The following is a 15,524-nucleotide window of genomic DNA, read 5'->3' on the forward strand; positions in this document are numbered from 1 at the left end:
TCCTGAAATACGGTTTCAATAGATCCGGATGTGACCCGGCTTATAAGGATTCCTGCCGGTAAACGTCCAGCTCCACCGGTGCCGGGTGCGGCAGATCCTGCGCTGGCAATCCTCCGGACAGCGCGCGGTACAGCGCCACCCGATTCTCCAGCAGTTCGCGGCGCGCGGTGAGCAGCTGACGCTCCAGTGATTGCTGGTTATTGGTGGCCGACAGCACATTCAGAAAATCCAGTGTGCCCTGTCCATAGGCGCGGCGTTGGCGCAGGGTAATCTGGTCGGCAAGCTCGGAGCGGGTCTGCAGAAACTGCAAACGCTGACGAATGGCCTGCTCGTTGATCAACGCCTGTTCCACTTCGCTCAGCGCCTGGAACACGGTATCCCGCAGCAGGGCCCACCGCTCCTGCTCCACCGCTTCCTGCTGGCGTTGCTGCGCCCTCAGGTTGCCACCGTCAAAAATCACCCCCTCAAGGGATGCACTCAGATTCAGCAGCCAGTCTTCGGTAATGTCCACCAGCGCCAGACCGCCGCCATTTACCAGCATGCTCAGAGAGAGCGCCGGCAGCCGTTCGGCCCATGCCTGATCCGCCAGATAGTGCCCCTGCAACACGGAGCGCTGCGCACTCTGAACATCCGGGCGCCGCAGTAGCAGGTTCGACGGAATACCGGTGTCCGGCAAGGGGGGTAATTGCGGCAGTTGAGATTCGGCAAAGGCGGAGGGAGGCAAGGACTCGACGCTGGTGCCCAGCAGCGCTGCCAGCTGGGCGAGCAGGATCCGGATATTTGCCCGACTCTGATCGAGCTCCTGCAACGACTGCTGCACCAACTGACGCTGCTGCAGAACGTCTGCAGCAGCGGTCACGCCACTGCCAAAGCGCAGCTCCAGTGCACGCAGTGACTGGCGGTTGATATCCAGCTGGGCCTGCAGCAGGCGCTCCTGACCGCGCTCTTCCTGCAACTGCAACCAGACGCCGGCGACTTCCGCAACCAGGGTGAGCGCGGCGATATTGAAATTCTGCTCCTGGGCCAGATAGCCGGCCTGGGCGGCGCGGGCACCACTGCGTACCCTGCCCCAGAGGTCAATTTCATAGCTGGCGGCAAGATTGCCACTCCAGCTGTTACCTTCATTTTCGGCACCGGAAAAATCGAATTCGTTGCTGGACGCACGCCGCTGTTCCGTGTTTTGCAAAGACCCGGTAAGCCGCGGCCAGAACCCGCTGCGCGCCTGCGCCGCCGCAGCATCCGCCTGCTGCAGCCGCCAGTAAGTCGCCTGCAAGTCCGGGTTGGCCGCCAGCGCTTCCTGTACCAGCGCGTTCAATGCGGCGTCGTCAAACGCCTGCCACCACCGCGCCTCCACGGATGCCTGCCCGCTGGCACTGAACCGCTCCGGTAACGCGAACACTTGCTGCGGCAATTCTGCAGGCAGTGGTTGCGGCGTGCTGCATCCAGCGACACTCACAGCGCCCACCAGGCCGCACAAAGTGAACAATTTCCGCGAAAAACCCATAAAACTGATTCGATCTAATAGCATTTGTTTTCATTATCAAAACTTATGAGTCGGTGGCCAAGGCGTTTTACGTTTGTTTACGGTTTTGGTGAATATCTGACTGAAATACCAATCAACTGCAAAATGTGATCACAAACGTGACTCCCACAGAGGGGTTCGCTATGATGCCCCCACAGTCATTCCGCCGGTTCCGGGCCACCGCGCCCCGAGACCGGTTGTTCCCGGATGCGCTTATGAATGACCGGGCAATTGCCTACTATGACGAGAGCGCAATAACACAATTTCTAAAGACCCTGTGTCTTACGACTCTGTACGGATCCAAACCATGAGCAAAAATCAGCCGCTGGCCCACTGGGACGACATCCTGCTACTGGACCGCCAATTGAGCGATGAAGAGCGCATGATTCGCGATACGGCTCGCGAGTACTGCCAGTCGAAACTGATGCCGCGGGTGCTGGAAGCCAACCGGCACGAGATCTTCCACCGTGAAATCATGCAGGAGATGGGTGAGCTGGGCCTGCTGGGCTCCACCATTGAAGGCTACGGCTGCGCCGGCCTGAACTACGTCTCCTACGGCCTTGTGGCGCGGGAGGTAGAGCGTGTGGACTCCGGCTACCGCTCCGCCATGAGTGTGCAATCGAGCCTGGTCATGCACCCGATCTATGCCTACGGCAGCGACGCCCAGAAAGAGAAGTACCTGCCCAAGCTGGCCACCGGTGAATGGGTGGGCTGTTTCGGACTGACAGAGCCCGATGCCGGCTCGGACCCGGGCGGCATGAAGACCCGTGCGAAAAAAGTGGACGGTGGCTATCGCCTTACCGGCGCCAAGATGTGGATCACCAACAGTCCGATCGCGGATGTGTTCGTGGTCTGGGCCAAAGACGATGAAGGCGATATCCGCGGTTTTGTGCTGGAAAAAGGTATGGAGGGGCTGAGTGCGCCCAAGATCGAGGGCAAATTCTCCCTGCGCGCGTCCATTACCGGTGAGATCGTGATGGACAATGTGTTCGTACCCGAAGACAACCGCTTCCCGGATATCAAAGGGCTTCGCGGCCCGTTTGGCTGCCTGAACCGCGCCCGCTACGGCATTTCCTGGGGCGCCATGGGTGCCGCGGAATTCTGCTGGCACGCGGCGCGCCAGTACGGGTTGGATCGCAAGCAGTTCGACAAACCACTGGCCCAGACCCAGCTGTTCCAGAAAAAACTTGCGGACATGCAGACCGAAATCACCCTCGGCCTGCAGGCCTCCCTGCGGGTTGGCCGCCTGATGGACGAGCAGAAAAAAGACTTCGACGCCACCATGATTTCTCTGGTGAAACGCAACAACTGCGGCAAGGCGCTGGAGATTGCCCGCATCGCCCGGGATATGCACGGCGGCAACGGCATTGCCGATGAGTTCCATGTAATTCGCCACGCAATGAACCTGGAAGCGGTCAACACCTACGAGGGGACCCACGATGTGCACGCCCTGATTCTCGGCCGCGCTCAGACCGGGCTGCAGGCGTTTTTCTGACAGAACTGTACCCAAACCGCCAAGCCCTCCATAATCCCACGCCAGAAGGCGCGGGCTCAGCCGCCGGAGACCGGTCCCAGGTGACGGTCTCCCGGCCATACCGGCACCTCACGCCTACGCTCTCAGGTTCGCTGTCAGAAACCCGCCTGTTTTCTGGAACGCTGAACCGGATCACTGGAACTGTTGCGAGCCGGAGTCAATGGAACAACTTCTCTACTGGTGCGACCTGATCGGTATCGTGGTGTTTGCCTTTACCGGGGTACTGGCGGCAGGTCACAAGCAGATGGATCTGTTTGGTGCCGTGGTACTGGCCTGTGTCACAGCGACCGGCGGTGGTACCACCCGGGATATGATCCTGAATGTACCGGTATTCTGGCTCACCGACAGTTACTACCTGTGGATCGCCGCCATCACCGGCGTGGTCAGTTTTTACGTCATCCGTTATCTGCGTGTACCCATGCGCCTGCTGATGATCGCAGATGCGGCAGGACTGGCGGTGTTTGTGGTGATCGGCACCCAGAAGGTACTGAGTCTCGGCTACTCCCCCGCAATCGCCATCGTTATGGGGGTCATGACAGGGACCTTTGGCGGCCTGATCCGGGACCTGCTATGCGGCGATATTCCACTGCTGTTGCGCCGTGAAATATATGCCACAGCAGCCTTGAGTGGCGCTGCTGCTCTGGTGATACTGGACGATATACCGGTGCTCCCCGGGGAAGCGGTGGTGGCCATCGCGGTGCTGGTCACCCTCTCGATCCGTCTGGCGGCACTGCGCTGGAACCTGTCCGCACCGATTGCACGCTTCAGGTCAGAGTAGTCGCCCCGTGGCTGGTCTCCTTTAACCTCAGAAATACCCTATGCCAATACCCTCTCTGCGTTTGCTATCCCGTTTCTCACTCCGCTGGCTCCGCTATCTGGGAGCACTGTGTGTGGCCGCTCTGCTGAACGCCTGTGGGACGGAGGAGCCGACCACCGCTCCCTCCCCCAGCCGCCTGATTCCCAAGCCCTGCTGGTTTGATGCGGAGGCCAGCTGGCCGACCACCCAGTGTTTTATGATGGAAGTACCGGAGAATTATCAAAAACCGGAAGGCCGCAAGATCCAGTTTCCGGTCGTGCGCTTTTTTGCCGAGATCAGCGATCCCGACAAAGAGCCCTTGCTGCACCTTGGTGCCGGCGGCCCCGGCGCAAGCATGGGTCTGGAACCCGAGAATGCCAGCGACTGGCTGTGGGTGAACTACTCGGCCATGAGCGTGGAAGACGGCCGCGACCTGATCGTGATGGATCCGCGCGGCACAGGTATGGCGACTCCCAAGCTCGCCTGTACGGAATTTATCAAGGATGCCGATCTCGCGTTCACCCGCAACCTGAGTACGGACGAAGAAGCGCGGGTATTTACCTACAGCATGGAGCGCTGCTACAGCCGACTCAGCCAGAAGGCCGACCTGGCGCATTACAACAGCGCCGTGGTCGCAAAGGATGTCGAAGAACTGCGCAAGGCCCTTGGGGTGCCCCAGTTCAACCTGTACGGCGTCTCCTATTCCACCCGCTACGCTCTGACCGTGGCCCGCGACTTTCCCGAGTCCGTGCGCGCAATGGTGCTGAACAGCGCGGTGTTTCCGAACATCATCTATACCCAGAAACTGCCGCAGGATGTGGTTGTCGCCTACCGGCGCGGGGTGGATCACTGTCGCGAGGACCGCGCGTGCAACAAACAATACCCCGACCTGGAGCAACGCCTGGAAGCCCGTGTCCAGGCGCTGGATGAATCCCCGATTACTGTGACGACCGGAAACATCCACCCCGGCGAACAGTACGAATTTGTTCTCACTGGCCAGCGGCTGTTGCGCGTACTGTTTCAGGCCCTGTACAACGAAAATTTCTACCGGGAATTCCCGGCCATCATCGAGGAACTGGAAGCGGATCAGGCGGAACTGTTGAAGCCGGCTATCGCCAGTTTCATGGGCCTGGTGCTGGATCCGAATTTCGGTGACGCCGCCGGGATCAGCCATTTCTGTTACGAGGAAGCCCCCTTCGTCGACTTCCAGCAGGCCCGCAATCTCGCAGCCACCAGTGGCATTCTCGGCGGCTCGGTGCGTGCCGACATTGACATGATGCAGATGCAATGCCGAATCTGGGCCATTCCATCCGCGCCGATGGTGGAGTCCCGCGCGGTGCAGACACCCATTCCGGCGCTGGTGATGCACGGCGCGCTGGACCCGGTGCTGTCCGCCGAAGATGCCGACAAGGCCCGGAAAAAACTGCCCAACCATCAGTGGGTTCTATTCCCCCACCTGGCGCACGACGTCATTTCCGCGAGCGACTGCGCGGAACAGGCGGCAGCCGACTTTCTCGACAGCCCGGAGCAGCCGGTGGCAGAGAGCGCCGCCCAGTGTCGCCAGGCGGAGCTGGCACGCCAGGCCGAACTGGAGCAGAAAATTGCCGAACTGAAAAAGCAGCAGGAACAACAGGAATCCGACAGCGCACCTGCCGACAGCGATCAGACCAGGCAGACCCGTGATACCGGCGCGACGGCCTCTCCAGAGATGCAACCGTCGCCACCCGCCACTTCCGAGTCACCGCAGGCGGAGCCATCATCAGGCACCACCGACGGTGCCCGCGATGAAGCGCAGCGGCACCGCCAGGCACCGGGAGGCAACCGGTATTCGGAACTCTACTGAGCACCGTCACCGGGGCCGCCACGCCCGTGGTCAGGCCGGTGAACGCCCTCGTTAAAGAGGCTGGACAAATGCGCCGCAGACGCTTAATTTGATCCCCATAATGACGATAAAAAAGCAGTAGCTATGAACTATCAGGGTGTGATTGAAGTCTCCGAGCTGGCGGCACTACTGGCGCACGAAGAGAGGCAACAAGACACGGATGGCCATGTGGTCATTCTCGATTGCCGATACGATCTGGCAGATACCGAGGCCGGTCACAACGCCTTCCTCGCAGAACATATTCCCGGCGCTCAGTACGCCAGTTTACACGGGGACCTCTCCGGCCCCTGCGACCGCTACGGCGGCCGACACCCCTTCCCTACACAGCAGCAGTTTGTCGAATTCGCGCGCGGCAAAGGGATTAACACCAATACCCAGGTCATCGTGTACGACGCCCAGCGCTTCGCATTTGCCGCGCGTGCCTGGTGGTTGCTGCGGCACTTTGGCCATCAGCGCGTCGCCATCCTGAATGGTGGTTATGGGGCCTGGAAGCGCGCGCAGCTGGATACCGAAAGTGGCGCAGCACAAGCCACCTCCGCCGGAAACTTCTCCGCAGACGCAGCGGCACAGGACCTGCTGAGCTACGAAGATATTTACCCGCACCTGAATACGCCACCTTGGCAGCTGGTGGACGCCCGCGAGAGCAAGCGTTTTCTGGGAAATGAAGAGCCCATCGACCCGATTGCCGGGCATATCCCCGGCGCCATCAACAAGCCCTGGCAGTCCATTACCGATGACGATGGGATGGTGCTTTCCATAGCGGCGCTGAAGGCACACTGGCAGAGCATTCCGGCTGACGACGATATCGTCTGCTATTGCGGATCCGGCGTTACCGCCTGTGTAAACCTGTTCTCCCTGTTCCTGATCGGCCGCAAGGCGCGGCTATATCCAGGAAGCTGGAGCGACTGGTGTGCACATATTCTCCATCCTCGCAGCACCGCCGCCTCCGCCTGAATATCCGAGGGACGCTACGGTGAAATCACCGTAGCAGGCAGGCACCGGTTCCGGCCAGACCACAGTAGCCACCAGGGTTTTTCGCCAGATACTGCTGGTGGTCTTCTTCCGCATAGTAAAAAGTGGGGGCAGGAAGAATCTCGGTGGTGATGGCACCAAACTCCTGCTCCTGCAGCGCTTGCTGAAAAGCGGCCTCCGACGATTCGGCCTGTTGCGCCTGCTCGGCGCCGTAGGTGTAAATCACCGAGCGATACTGCGTGCCCAAGTCATTGCCCTGGCGCATGCCCTGGGTCGGATCGTGCTCCTCCCAAAAATGGCGCAACAGCTCTGTATAGCTGATCACCTGCGGATCAAATACCACCAGCACCACTTCGGCGTGGCCAGTGCCACCACTACAGACTTCCTGATAGTTGGGGTTGGGAGTGATGCCACCGGCGTAGCCCACCGCCGTCACCCACACCCCATCCAGCTCCCAGAACAGGCGCTCGGCACCCCAGAAGCATCCCATTCCGAACACCGCCTGCTCATAGCTGTCGGGAAAGGGCGCCACCAGTGAGCGTCCGGAGACAAAGTGCTTGCCACTGATCGGCATGGGGTCAGCACGCCCTGGTAGAGCTTCCTCAGGGGTGGGAATGCGGGACTTGTCAAACTGCATGGTATACCTCGATTGACCGTGGGTAACGGAATCTATTCATCGCCAGCGAGCATGATACAGCCCGAGGCTTTCATGGGGCGGAGAGTCTGCCACTCGAAGTACTGGGCGTCGAGTTTTTCTACCGCCCGCTCTCCCAGTCGCCGGAACGGTGAACGCCCCGGATCCACCAGCATCACCCGGCCCACGCCCGCGCGCAGCGCTCGTCGGGTCAAATTGTAGAGTGGCGCCTCCAGTTGGTCCCAAAAGCAGATATCGGTGCCGATCACCGCGTCAAACTCTCCCAGGGCCGTAGCGGTTACCTTCTCATAGCGGCAGCGCCAGGTTTTGATCTCTACCCCGTTCAGCGCCGCATGGTATTCCGCAAACGGAAACACGCTGGGGTCGGCGTCCAGCGAGGTCACTCTGGCATCAAATTGTTTGGCACAGAAAATACCACCGAGCCCCCAACCACACCCCAGGTCCAGCACCCGGGCCCCTTTCTTGAGTGGATGTTTTTTCAGGTAATCCATGGTGAGATAGGAGCTCTTCCAGAACTTATTGCCATGCAGACTGGCATCCCCCGCTTCGCGGCGCAATTTGCGCATATCCGGATGCGCATTTTTTCGCACCACCAGCCCAAACATCCGACGGTTTAGTGTCTGGCTTTCACTCAATGTGTCCCCTCCCTTTACGTGCAAATAAAATGAACATAACGCGGCTTGTTTGAATTGCGGCTAAAACTACAAAAAAAAAGCAGGCAATGCCATTTCTGCGAAGTGCCATCATTATGGCAAACCAAGCTGGCCCACTGGTCTATTTTTGCAGTGGGAAAACACGGATTTGTTTCGATTGCCCGCCCATAAATTCTTCGCTGCAGAAAAAACAGGCAAAAGAGCACTTTATCATGCCAAATATCCGCCGCACTCTCCTGGTCGCCACCGCGATTACTGCCGCTCCCGGCACCCAGGCAGTGCCAATTTATCAGTCCAATCAGGTGACCCTGTATATGGAGGGCTACCTGACCGCTCATATGGTCAACAGCTTTGGCGACACCTCCATGCAAAACGGTGCGTCACGTATCCGCATTGGCCTGAATGTGCCCGCCTACGACCAGTGGGATACCGGCTTCAATGTGGAATGGGGGGTGAACGCGATCAATTCCGCCGGCAATGTGGTGATTCAGGGCGACCAGCAGGCCGCTCTAGGTGAAACACAATTATCGTTGTACCTGAGGCAGGGGCACGGTTTTGCCAAACACCCCAAGTGGGGCGAGTTTTCTGCTGGGAAACAATGGGGGGTGTACTACGAGGTAACCTACATCACCGACTGGTATAACGTATCCGGTGGTCTCGCCAGCGGCACCTACGCGCTGGGAACCGACGGCGGTGTCACGGGAACCGGTCGCGCCGACAGCGCCCTCGCCTGGCGCAAATCCTGGGAAACAGAAGCCGGCGAATTCAAAATCGGTGTACAGTACGCGGCCCATGTGGCCGACCTTGAGATCAATGTGGACCTGGGGCCGGATTTGGAGGTCGAGTGCCCCATCGGCGATTGTGAATACGGCATTAGCCACGGTATAGCCGCGGTTTACCACGCAAATATCGGTGACGGCTTTTTCATCGGCGCTGCCTACAACCGGGTAAAACTGGATATCCAGACCGATGACGGCCTCGTGTTTGACACCTCTAGTGGCGAACGGGTGCTGATCGATAGCAACTATCCGATCGGCGCAAGCAGTAACGACTGGACCACGGCGCTCGGCATGTTCTATGGCAAAGAGGCGTTTGCCAAAGGGTTCTACGGCGCGGCGGTTTTTCAGCGCTCACAGAATAATGAGCTTGCCCCGGCCGGGTCGGTGATGGGCGTCGATAATTTCTTCGATGCCAAGGGTTCAGAATCCTTCCTCAGCTACACCTGGGGTAAAGATAATTGCTATTCAGTTTATGGTGGCCACAACTATCTGGTCTCGGACGACCCGGAATTTGACGCCGCACTGGTGGACGCAAATCGCTACAAACTCGCCCAGTACTACCTCGGTTTTCAGTACCGCTGGAACGAGCGGGTGCGTCTGTACTGGGAGAATGGTTACGACGATAGCAATGCCGTCGCCCGCCAGCAGTACGACAGTTTTATGGCCGTCGGCTTTCGCATCGACATCTGATACCCTTGCGGCTTGAAGACATTCTCTCTCGCTGGAGTAGTTCACCTTGGGCCGCATGATCCTGCTAATTGCCGTCGGTATTTTCGCCTGGCTGGCAATCCAGAAATTCAAGTACAGCCCGCCGGACCAACGGCGCAAGCTCATCATCCAATATGTACTGATTGCCCTGGCGCTGGCCGCGGTACTCCTCGCAGTCAGCGGCCGCCTGCACTGGGTGGGAGCCGCGGTCGCCGTGGTACTCCCCATCGTAAACCACCTGTGGCGCACCTTTGGCCGCCACCTGCCCTGGATCGCACCCCTGATCGCCAAGCACGCGCAGGCGCGCGCACAGAAGCAACAGCAGAAGCAGAAGCAGAAGCAGAAGCAGAAGCAGTCAGGCAGTGAAAACCCCGGAGCCGGAGAAGGAAACACACAAAAACCGGACCGGGAACCACAACTGACCGAGGCTGAGGCCCGCCGCATTCTCAGTGTTTCCAAAAACGCCAGCCGCGACGAAATTATCGGCGCCCACCGCAAGCTGATTCAGAAGTTCCACCCGGACCGCGGCGGCAATGACTATCTCGCCTCGCGCATCAACGCAGCCAAGGCCCTACTGCTGAAACAGCTCGGGGAGTAATCGGGCCCCGCGTCTACACCTTTCTGCAGAGCAGGTGAACGTAACGGGCCAACTGCCGATATGGATCAATGCGCGAATAGTGCAATTCTTTTTCGACGATGGCCTCAGCCGGCAGCTTGTCTCGTATTTCCGGGGTCATAAAATCGTGGAAACAGCGAATTCCGCTGTGGGCCACCAGCGACAGCCCCGCCTGCGCCACCCAATCCAATACTTCTTCCGGCAACAACGGATTCGACGGTGTCAGACTGCCGGGATGCCCGCCCCAGTTGTCACTGGCAAGATGGCGATCCAATTGCCGCAGGCTGCCCCGCTGCAGCAGACGGAATTCCAGCGCGCGACGATTGTAAAAGGTGAGGGAAAGGTAGCCGCCGGCATTGAGGTTATCAGCCAGATGTACCAGAGCCTGCTGGGGCTCCGCCAGCCATTCCAGTACCGCGTGGCACAAGAGCAGATCTGCGCTCGGAATGTTGGGGGCAGCATTCAACCGCTGCAGGGGCACCTCGACCAGGGACACCCGCTGTTGAAGTCCTCGAGTCTCGACCTGTTCCGCCGCCAATGCCAGCATGGCACTGGAAATATCCGTGATCCAGACACGGCAGCCCGCCTCCGCCAGGTCCAGTGCAAACTGTCCCTGGCCGCCACCGGCATCAAGCACCACCGGACCATCGCCATCTATTGCGGACTCGAGATTCACATAGGGCGCCAGGTCCCGTTTCAGCACCGCCAGACGAATATCGCCCTTCAGTCCACCATAGATGCGCTTGCGAAAGCGCTCCGCCAGATCATCAAAATTACGGTCGTTCACGGCTGCTTACTTGTCCCGCACCTACTTGTCCCTAACCTGGTCGAGGGAACGACCTTCCGCCGCGAGGATCACCTGGAGAGTGCGCGAGCGGAATTCCCGCATATACAGTACCCAGACCACCGCCAGGAACCCGAGCACAAACAGCAGTGGATGCACAAACCAGCCCATCACCGCCATGGAAAAGTAATAGCAACGCAAGCCGTAGTTGTAACTGTGCCCGGCCTGATCGATCACCTTGGCCGCACTGATGGCGTAGCGACGACGCTCCTCCCGCGTGACATCCTCCTCGTCTACCGCCGGAGCCGCCCCCAGCAGTACGTTGGCGAAGGAATACTGACGCAGGGACCAGGTGAAATTGAAGAAAGCGAAGATATAGATGAGGATCAGTACCAGTACCTTCAGCTCAAACTGCTCCACGGTGGTGGTCTGCGCAAAGGGCAGACTGCTCAGCACGGCCACCGCCGCACTGTTGGCGGACAGTGCGGTAACCAGACCCGCCAGAATCAGAATACTGGTGGAGGCAAAAAAACCGATCACCCGCTCGAGGTTGCTGAGAATGGCCGCATCCGGCATCCGCATATCGCGATCCAGCATACGCAGCATCCATTCCACCCGGTACCACTGCATGGAGGAAGCCAGGCACCAGGCCGTCTTGGCCTTGCGGCGGGCAAACACCGTATAGCCAGCCCAGGTAAAGCAGAACCCTGCCAGGCTCGCGAAATCCATCCAGTTCAACGCACAATCTCCCATCGACTACATTTATTGCGTCACGACTAACGATAAGTACAACGCGGTCGGAAGTGTCGCACCGGTGAACCCGGTGTCAACCCTGTCATTTCGTCGCCACTCGGCGCTAAAATGGCCGCCGATTTGGCCCTGGCGAAAAAATAGCACCAGGGCGACCGCTAATTACCACTGGAGCTGACTTTTGAGCAACGCACATCCCGCCTTCGAACCGATGACCAGTGCCGAGATCGAGTCCCTTGGCGTTCGCGTGGAAGAGTACCGCCACCGCCGCACCGGCGCCCAGCATCTGCATATCGCCGCGGACAACCCAGAAAACGTATTCCTGGTGGCCCTGCGCACCGTCCCCCACGACTCCACCGGGGTGGCCCATATCCTGGAGCACACCGCCCTGTGCGGCAGCGACAAGTATCCGGTACGCGACCCCTTCTTCATGATGATACGGCGTTCTCTGAACACCTTTATGAACGCCTTTACCAGTTCCGATTGGACCGCCTACCCGTTCGCCAGCCAGAACCGCAAGGATTTTGCCAACCTGCTGGACGTGTATCTGGACGCAGTCTTCTTCGCCAAGCTGGACCCACTGGATTTCGCCCAGGAAGGTCACCGCCTGGAGTTTGCCGAAGCCGATAATGCGGACAGTGACCTGGTCTTCAAGGGCGTGGTATTCAACGAGATGAAAGGTGCCATGAGCTCTGTCACCTCGCAATTGTGGCAGAAACTCAGCAAGTACCTGTTTCCCACCACCACCTACCACCACAACTCCGGTGGCGAACCCGCGGATATCCCGGACCTCAGCTATGAACAGCTGGTGGACTTCTATCGCACCCATTATCACCCCACCAACGCCATCTTCATGACCTTCGGCGATATCCCGGCCGCCGAACACCAGGCAGTTTTTGAAGAGAAGGCCCTGCATAAATTCGACCAACTCGACGATCTCATCAGTGTCGGCCGGGAAAAACTCTACGTGGCGCCGGTACGGGTGGAAGAAAACTACCCTCTGCCCGCCGACGAAGGGCAGGACGAGAAAACCCATATTGTACTCGGTTGGCTGCTGGGGGATGTGACCGATCTGGAACAGGTATTGACCGCTCACCTGCTGTCCGGTGTACTGCTGGACAACAGTGCCTCGCCGCTGATGCACCTGCTGGAAACCACTGAACTCGGGCAGTCTCCGTCCCCACTGTGCGGACTGGATGACAGTCAGCGGGAGCTGGTTTTTGTGTGCGGCATCGAAGGCAGTGAACGCTCGCGGGCCGACGACTTCGAGCAACAGGTTCTGAAGGTCCTTGCGGATGTAGCCGAAAACGGGGTGCCCTACGAACAGGTTGCCGCTGCTCTGCACCAGCTGGAGTTACAACAGCGGGAAATTGGCGGTGACGGCTACCCCTACGGCTTGCAGCTCATCCTCACCGCACTCTCCGGCGCCACCCACCGGGGCGACGCGATCGGTCTGTTGAACATCGACGCCACCCTGGAAAAGCTGCGCGAACAGATAAAAGACCCCAAATTTATTGCCGACGCCGCGCGCAGTTTACTCGTTGAGAACCAGCACCGGGTGCGCCTGGTCCTGTCCCCGGACCCGCATATGGCCGCCCGTGCCGAGCAGGCAGAAAAAAACCGGCTCGCCGAAATCAAGGCCGGCCTGGGTGAAGGCGAGAAACAACAGATCATTCAGACCGCCAAAGCCCTGGCGGAGCGCCAGCAGCGCAAAGACGACGAATCCATCCTGCCGAAGGTCGGTGTCGAGGATATTCCCGCGGAACTGCCACGGGTGGATGGAGAAACCGTCGAGGTGAATGGCAATAAGGTCAGCCGCTACGCCGCGGGCACGAACGGACTCGTATACCAGCAACTGGTGGCCTCACTGCCCGACTTCTCGGATCAGGAGCGCCTGCTACTGCCCTATTACTGCCAGACCTTGAGTGAAGTGGGCCTGGGGGACAAAGACTATCTGCAGGTCCAGCAGTGGCAGGCCGCCGTGGCGGGTTCCCTGCACAGCTTTACCAGCCAGCGCACAGAACTCGAAGACCTGCACAGCCAGAAGGGGCACTTCATTCTGTCTGGTAAAGCACTGGCCGCCAATCAGGCCGGCCTGACCGAGCTGATGCAGGCCACCATGGAACAGGTCCGCTTTGATGAGCTGCCGCGCATCAAGGAACTACTTTTACAGACACTGGCCCGCCGCGAACAGTCGGTGGTGGGTAATGGTCACGCCCTGGCCATGGCGGCGGCCAGCGCCGGTTTCAACCGCGCAGCGGCCGATGGCCACCAGTTTGGCGGCCTCCAGGGACTGCGCCAGCTGAAGGCGCTGATCAAAAGCCTCGACAGTGACGCTGGGCTCGAAAACATTGCCGGTACCTTCAATGCCATTCATCAGAAAATTCTCGGTGCCGAGCGCCAATTCCTGGTGATCGGCGAGGAAGACAAACTGGCGGACTTCACCAGTGCCCTGGCCCCACTGACCAGCGCCGATGGCATCCATTACGGGGCTGAAAAAGAAGATTTCACCCCTCACCCGATTAACGATATGTGGATCGCCAACAGCCAGGTCAACTTCTGCGCCAAGGCCTACCCGACCGTGCCAATGTCTCACCCGGATGCGGCCGCACTGGCAGTACTGGGCGGCTTCCTGCGCAACGGCTACCTGCATCGCACCATCCGTGAGCAAGGGGGTGCCTACGGCGGCGGCGCCAGCCACGACGCCACCATCGGCGCTTTCCGTTTCTACTCCTACCGCGACCCGCGCATGGCCGAGACCCTGCAGGATTTCGATGGGTCCATTGAATGGCTGCTGAATGAATCTCACGATGACCTGCAGGTGGAAGAAGCCATTCTCGGCGTGGTCGGTGGCATGGATAAACCGGGCTCTCCTGCCGGTGAAGCCAAGAAGGCCTTCCATTCCAATCTGTACGGCCGCACCCACGAAGTGCGTCAGGCGTTCCGCCGCCGGGTCACCGAGGTGACCGTGGACGACCTGCAACGGGTGGCCCGCACCTACTTGCAGCCGGAAAAAGCCAATACCGCAGTCATCACCGGCAATCAGGGACGCGATGCCGGCCTGGCGCTGGATCTGCACGAAGAAAAACTGTGAGCCAACCCGTGAGCAAGACGGATAGTAGAAAAGACGATATCTTCGCCAGCCCACTGGGTCAGGTAGCGGGATTCACGTTTGATCAGTCCGTGGTGGATGTATTTCCGGATATGATCCAGCGCTCGGTGCCGGGCTACACCACCATCGTGGCGATGATCGGCACCCTCGCAGAGCGCTATGCCCAGGCGGGCAGCCGCTGCTACGATCTGGGCAGCTCCCTGTGTGCGGCCACCCTCGCCATGCGCCACCGGATTCCGGCCGCGGACTGCGAAATCATTGCGGTGGACAACTCCACTGCCATGATTGACCAGGCCCGCACCGTTCTGGCCGCAGACAGCGGCCAGATTCCGGTACAACTGGTATGTGACGATCTGCAAAATATCACCATTGAAAATGCCTCGGTGGTGGTACTGAATTTCACGCTGCAATTTATCGCCACAGAAGAACGCGAAACCATTTTGCAGAAAATCTACCAGGGGCTGCGCCCGGGCGGTGTATTGATCCTGTCGGAGAAAGTGGCATTTTCCGATAGCGACCACCACGAGCTGATGATCGATCTGCACCACTCATTCAAGGCAGCCAACGGTTACAGTGCGCTTGAGATCGCGCAGAAGCGCAGTGCACTGGAAAACGTACTGATTCCGGAAACCCTGTTCGACCACCGTACACGGCTGAAAAATGTCGGCTTCACCAGTGTCGACGTCTGGTTCCAGTGCTTCAATTTCGCCTCCATGATCGCCATCAAACAGCGCGACGCCTGAGATATTTCTGACCCCGAT

The 15,524-nt window shown here is 59.3% G+C and carries 13 protein-coding genes; 8 read left to right on the plus strand and 5 right to left on the minus strand.

What is annotated here, in order from left to right:
* Positions 1 to 40 precede the first annotated feature (40 nt).
* On the minus strand, positions 41 to 1,456 hold the full coding sequence (locus tag LRR79_RS12320; RefSeq protein WP_231757504.1) for an efflux transporter outer membrane subunit: 1,416 nt from the start codon (positions 1,454 to 1,456) through the stop codon (positions 41 to 43).
* 373 nt (positions 1,457 to 1,829) lie between these two features.
* On the opposite strand from LRR79_RS12320, the gene LRR79_RS12325 reads away from it, so the two are divergent.
* The 4 genes from LRR79_RS12325 to LRR79_RS12340 all read left to right on the plus strand — a co-directional run bounded on the left by LRR79_RS12325 (position 1,830) and on the right by LRR79_RS12340 (position 6,688).
* Positions 1,830 to 3,017: an acyl-CoA dehydrogenase gene (locus LRR79_RS12325; protein ID WP_231757505.1), complete on the plus strand. Its 1,188-nt coding sequence runs from the start codon at positions 1,830 to 1,832 to the stop codon at positions 3,015 to 3,017.
* 199 nt (positions 3,018 to 3,216) lie between these two features.
* The gene (locus tag LRR79_RS12330; RefSeq protein WP_231757506.1) at positions 3,217 to 3,834 is read left to right on the plus strand and encodes a trimeric intracellular cation channel family protein; all 618 of its coding nucleotides are present in this window, start codon (positions 3,217 to 3,219) and stop codon (positions 3,832 to 3,834) included.
* Between the two features lie 40 nt (positions 3,835 to 3,874).
* On the plus strand, positions 3,875 to 5,695 hold the full coding sequence (locus tag LRR79_RS12335) for an alpha/beta fold hydrolase (protein WP_231757507.1): 1,821 nt from the start codon (positions 3,875 to 3,877) through the stop codon (positions 5,693 to 5,695).
* Positions 5,696 to 5,818: 123 nt separating this feature from the next.
* Positions 5,819 to 6,688: a sulfurtransferase gene (locus tag LRR79_RS12340; RefSeq protein ID WP_231757508.1), complete on the plus strand. Its 870-nt coding sequence runs from the start codon at positions 5,819 to 5,821 to the stop codon at positions 6,686 to 6,688.
* 25 nt (positions 6,689 to 6,713) lie between these two features.
* Here LRR79_RS12340 and msrA read toward each other — a convergent pair whose 3' ends face one another.
* Positions 6,714 to 7,343, minus strand: a complete 630-nt coding sequence (gene msrA, locus LRR79_RS12345) for a peptide-methionine (S)-S-oxide reductase MsrA (protein ID WP_231757509.1) — start codon at positions 7,341 to 7,343, stop codon at positions 6,714 to 6,716.
* A gap of 32 nt (positions 7,344 to 7,375) precedes the next feature.
* Positions 7,376 to 7,996 (minus strand): class I SAM-dependent methyltransferase, encoded by a 621-nt coding sequence (locus LRR79_RS12350; RefSeq protein ID WP_231757510.1) that lies wholly within the window; start codon positions 7,994 to 7,996, stop codon positions 7,376 to 7,378.
* A gap of 230 nt (positions 7,997 to 8,226) precedes the next feature.
* On the opposite strand from LRR79_RS12350, the gene LRR79_RS12355 reads away from it, so the two are divergent.
* Both LRR79_RS12355 and LRR79_RS12360 read left to right on the plus strand, forming a co-directional pair.
* Positions 8,227 to 9,483: a porin gene (locus LRR79_RS12355; protein WP_231757511.1), complete on the plus strand. Its 1,257-nt coding sequence runs from the start codon at positions 8,227 to 8,229 to the stop codon at positions 9,481 to 9,483.
* Positions 9,484 to 9,538: 55 nt separating this feature from the next.
* Positions 9,539 to 10,099: a DnaJ domain-containing protein gene (locus LRR79_RS12360; RefSeq protein ID WP_231760022.1), complete on the plus strand. Its 561-nt coding sequence runs from the start codon at positions 9,539 to 9,541 to the stop codon at positions 10,097 to 10,099.
* 13 nt (positions 10,100 to 10,112) lie between these two features.
* Here the strand turns inward: LRR79_RS12360 and LRR79_RS12365 are convergent, their stop codons facing one another.
* Together LRR79_RS12365 and LRR79_RS12370 are read right to left on the minus strand one after the other, a co-directional pair.
* Complete coding sequence (locus LRR79_RS12365; protein WP_231757512.1) at positions 10,113 to 10,904, minus strand: methyltransferase; 792 nt, start codon at positions 10,902 to 10,904, stop codon at positions 10,113 to 10,115.
* A 21-nt stretch (positions 10,905 to 10,925) separates the two neighbouring features.
* On the minus strand, positions 10,926 to 11,630 hold the full coding sequence (locus tag LRR79_RS12370; protein WP_231760023.1) for a DUF599 domain-containing protein: 705 nt from the start codon (positions 11,628 to 11,630) through the stop codon (positions 10,926 to 10,928).
* A gap of 232 nt (positions 11,631 to 11,862) precedes the next feature.
* On the opposite strand from LRR79_RS12370, the gene LRR79_RS12375 reads away from it, so the two are divergent.
* Positions 11,863 to 14,745: an insulinase family protein gene (locus LRR79_RS12375; protein WP_231760024.1), complete on the plus strand. Its 2,883-nt coding sequence runs from the start codon at positions 11,863 to 11,865 to the stop codon at positions 14,743 to 14,745.
* Entirely contained in the window at positions 14,742 to 15,506 is a 765-nt protein-coding gene (gene cmoA / locus LRR79_RS12380; protein ID WP_231757513.1) for a carboxy-S-adenosyl-L-methionine synthase CmoA, read from the plus strand. Before LRR79_RS12375 ends, cmoA begins: the two co-directional genes overlap by 4 nt.
* Positions 15,507 to 15,524: the final 18 nt, after the last annotated feature.

It is taken from the genome of Microbulbifer elongatus (genome assembly GCF_021165935.1).
Taxonomy (GTDB): domain Bacteria; phylum Pseudomonadota; class Gammaproteobacteria; order Pseudomonadales; family Cellvibrionaceae; genus Microbulbifer; species Microbulbifer elongatus.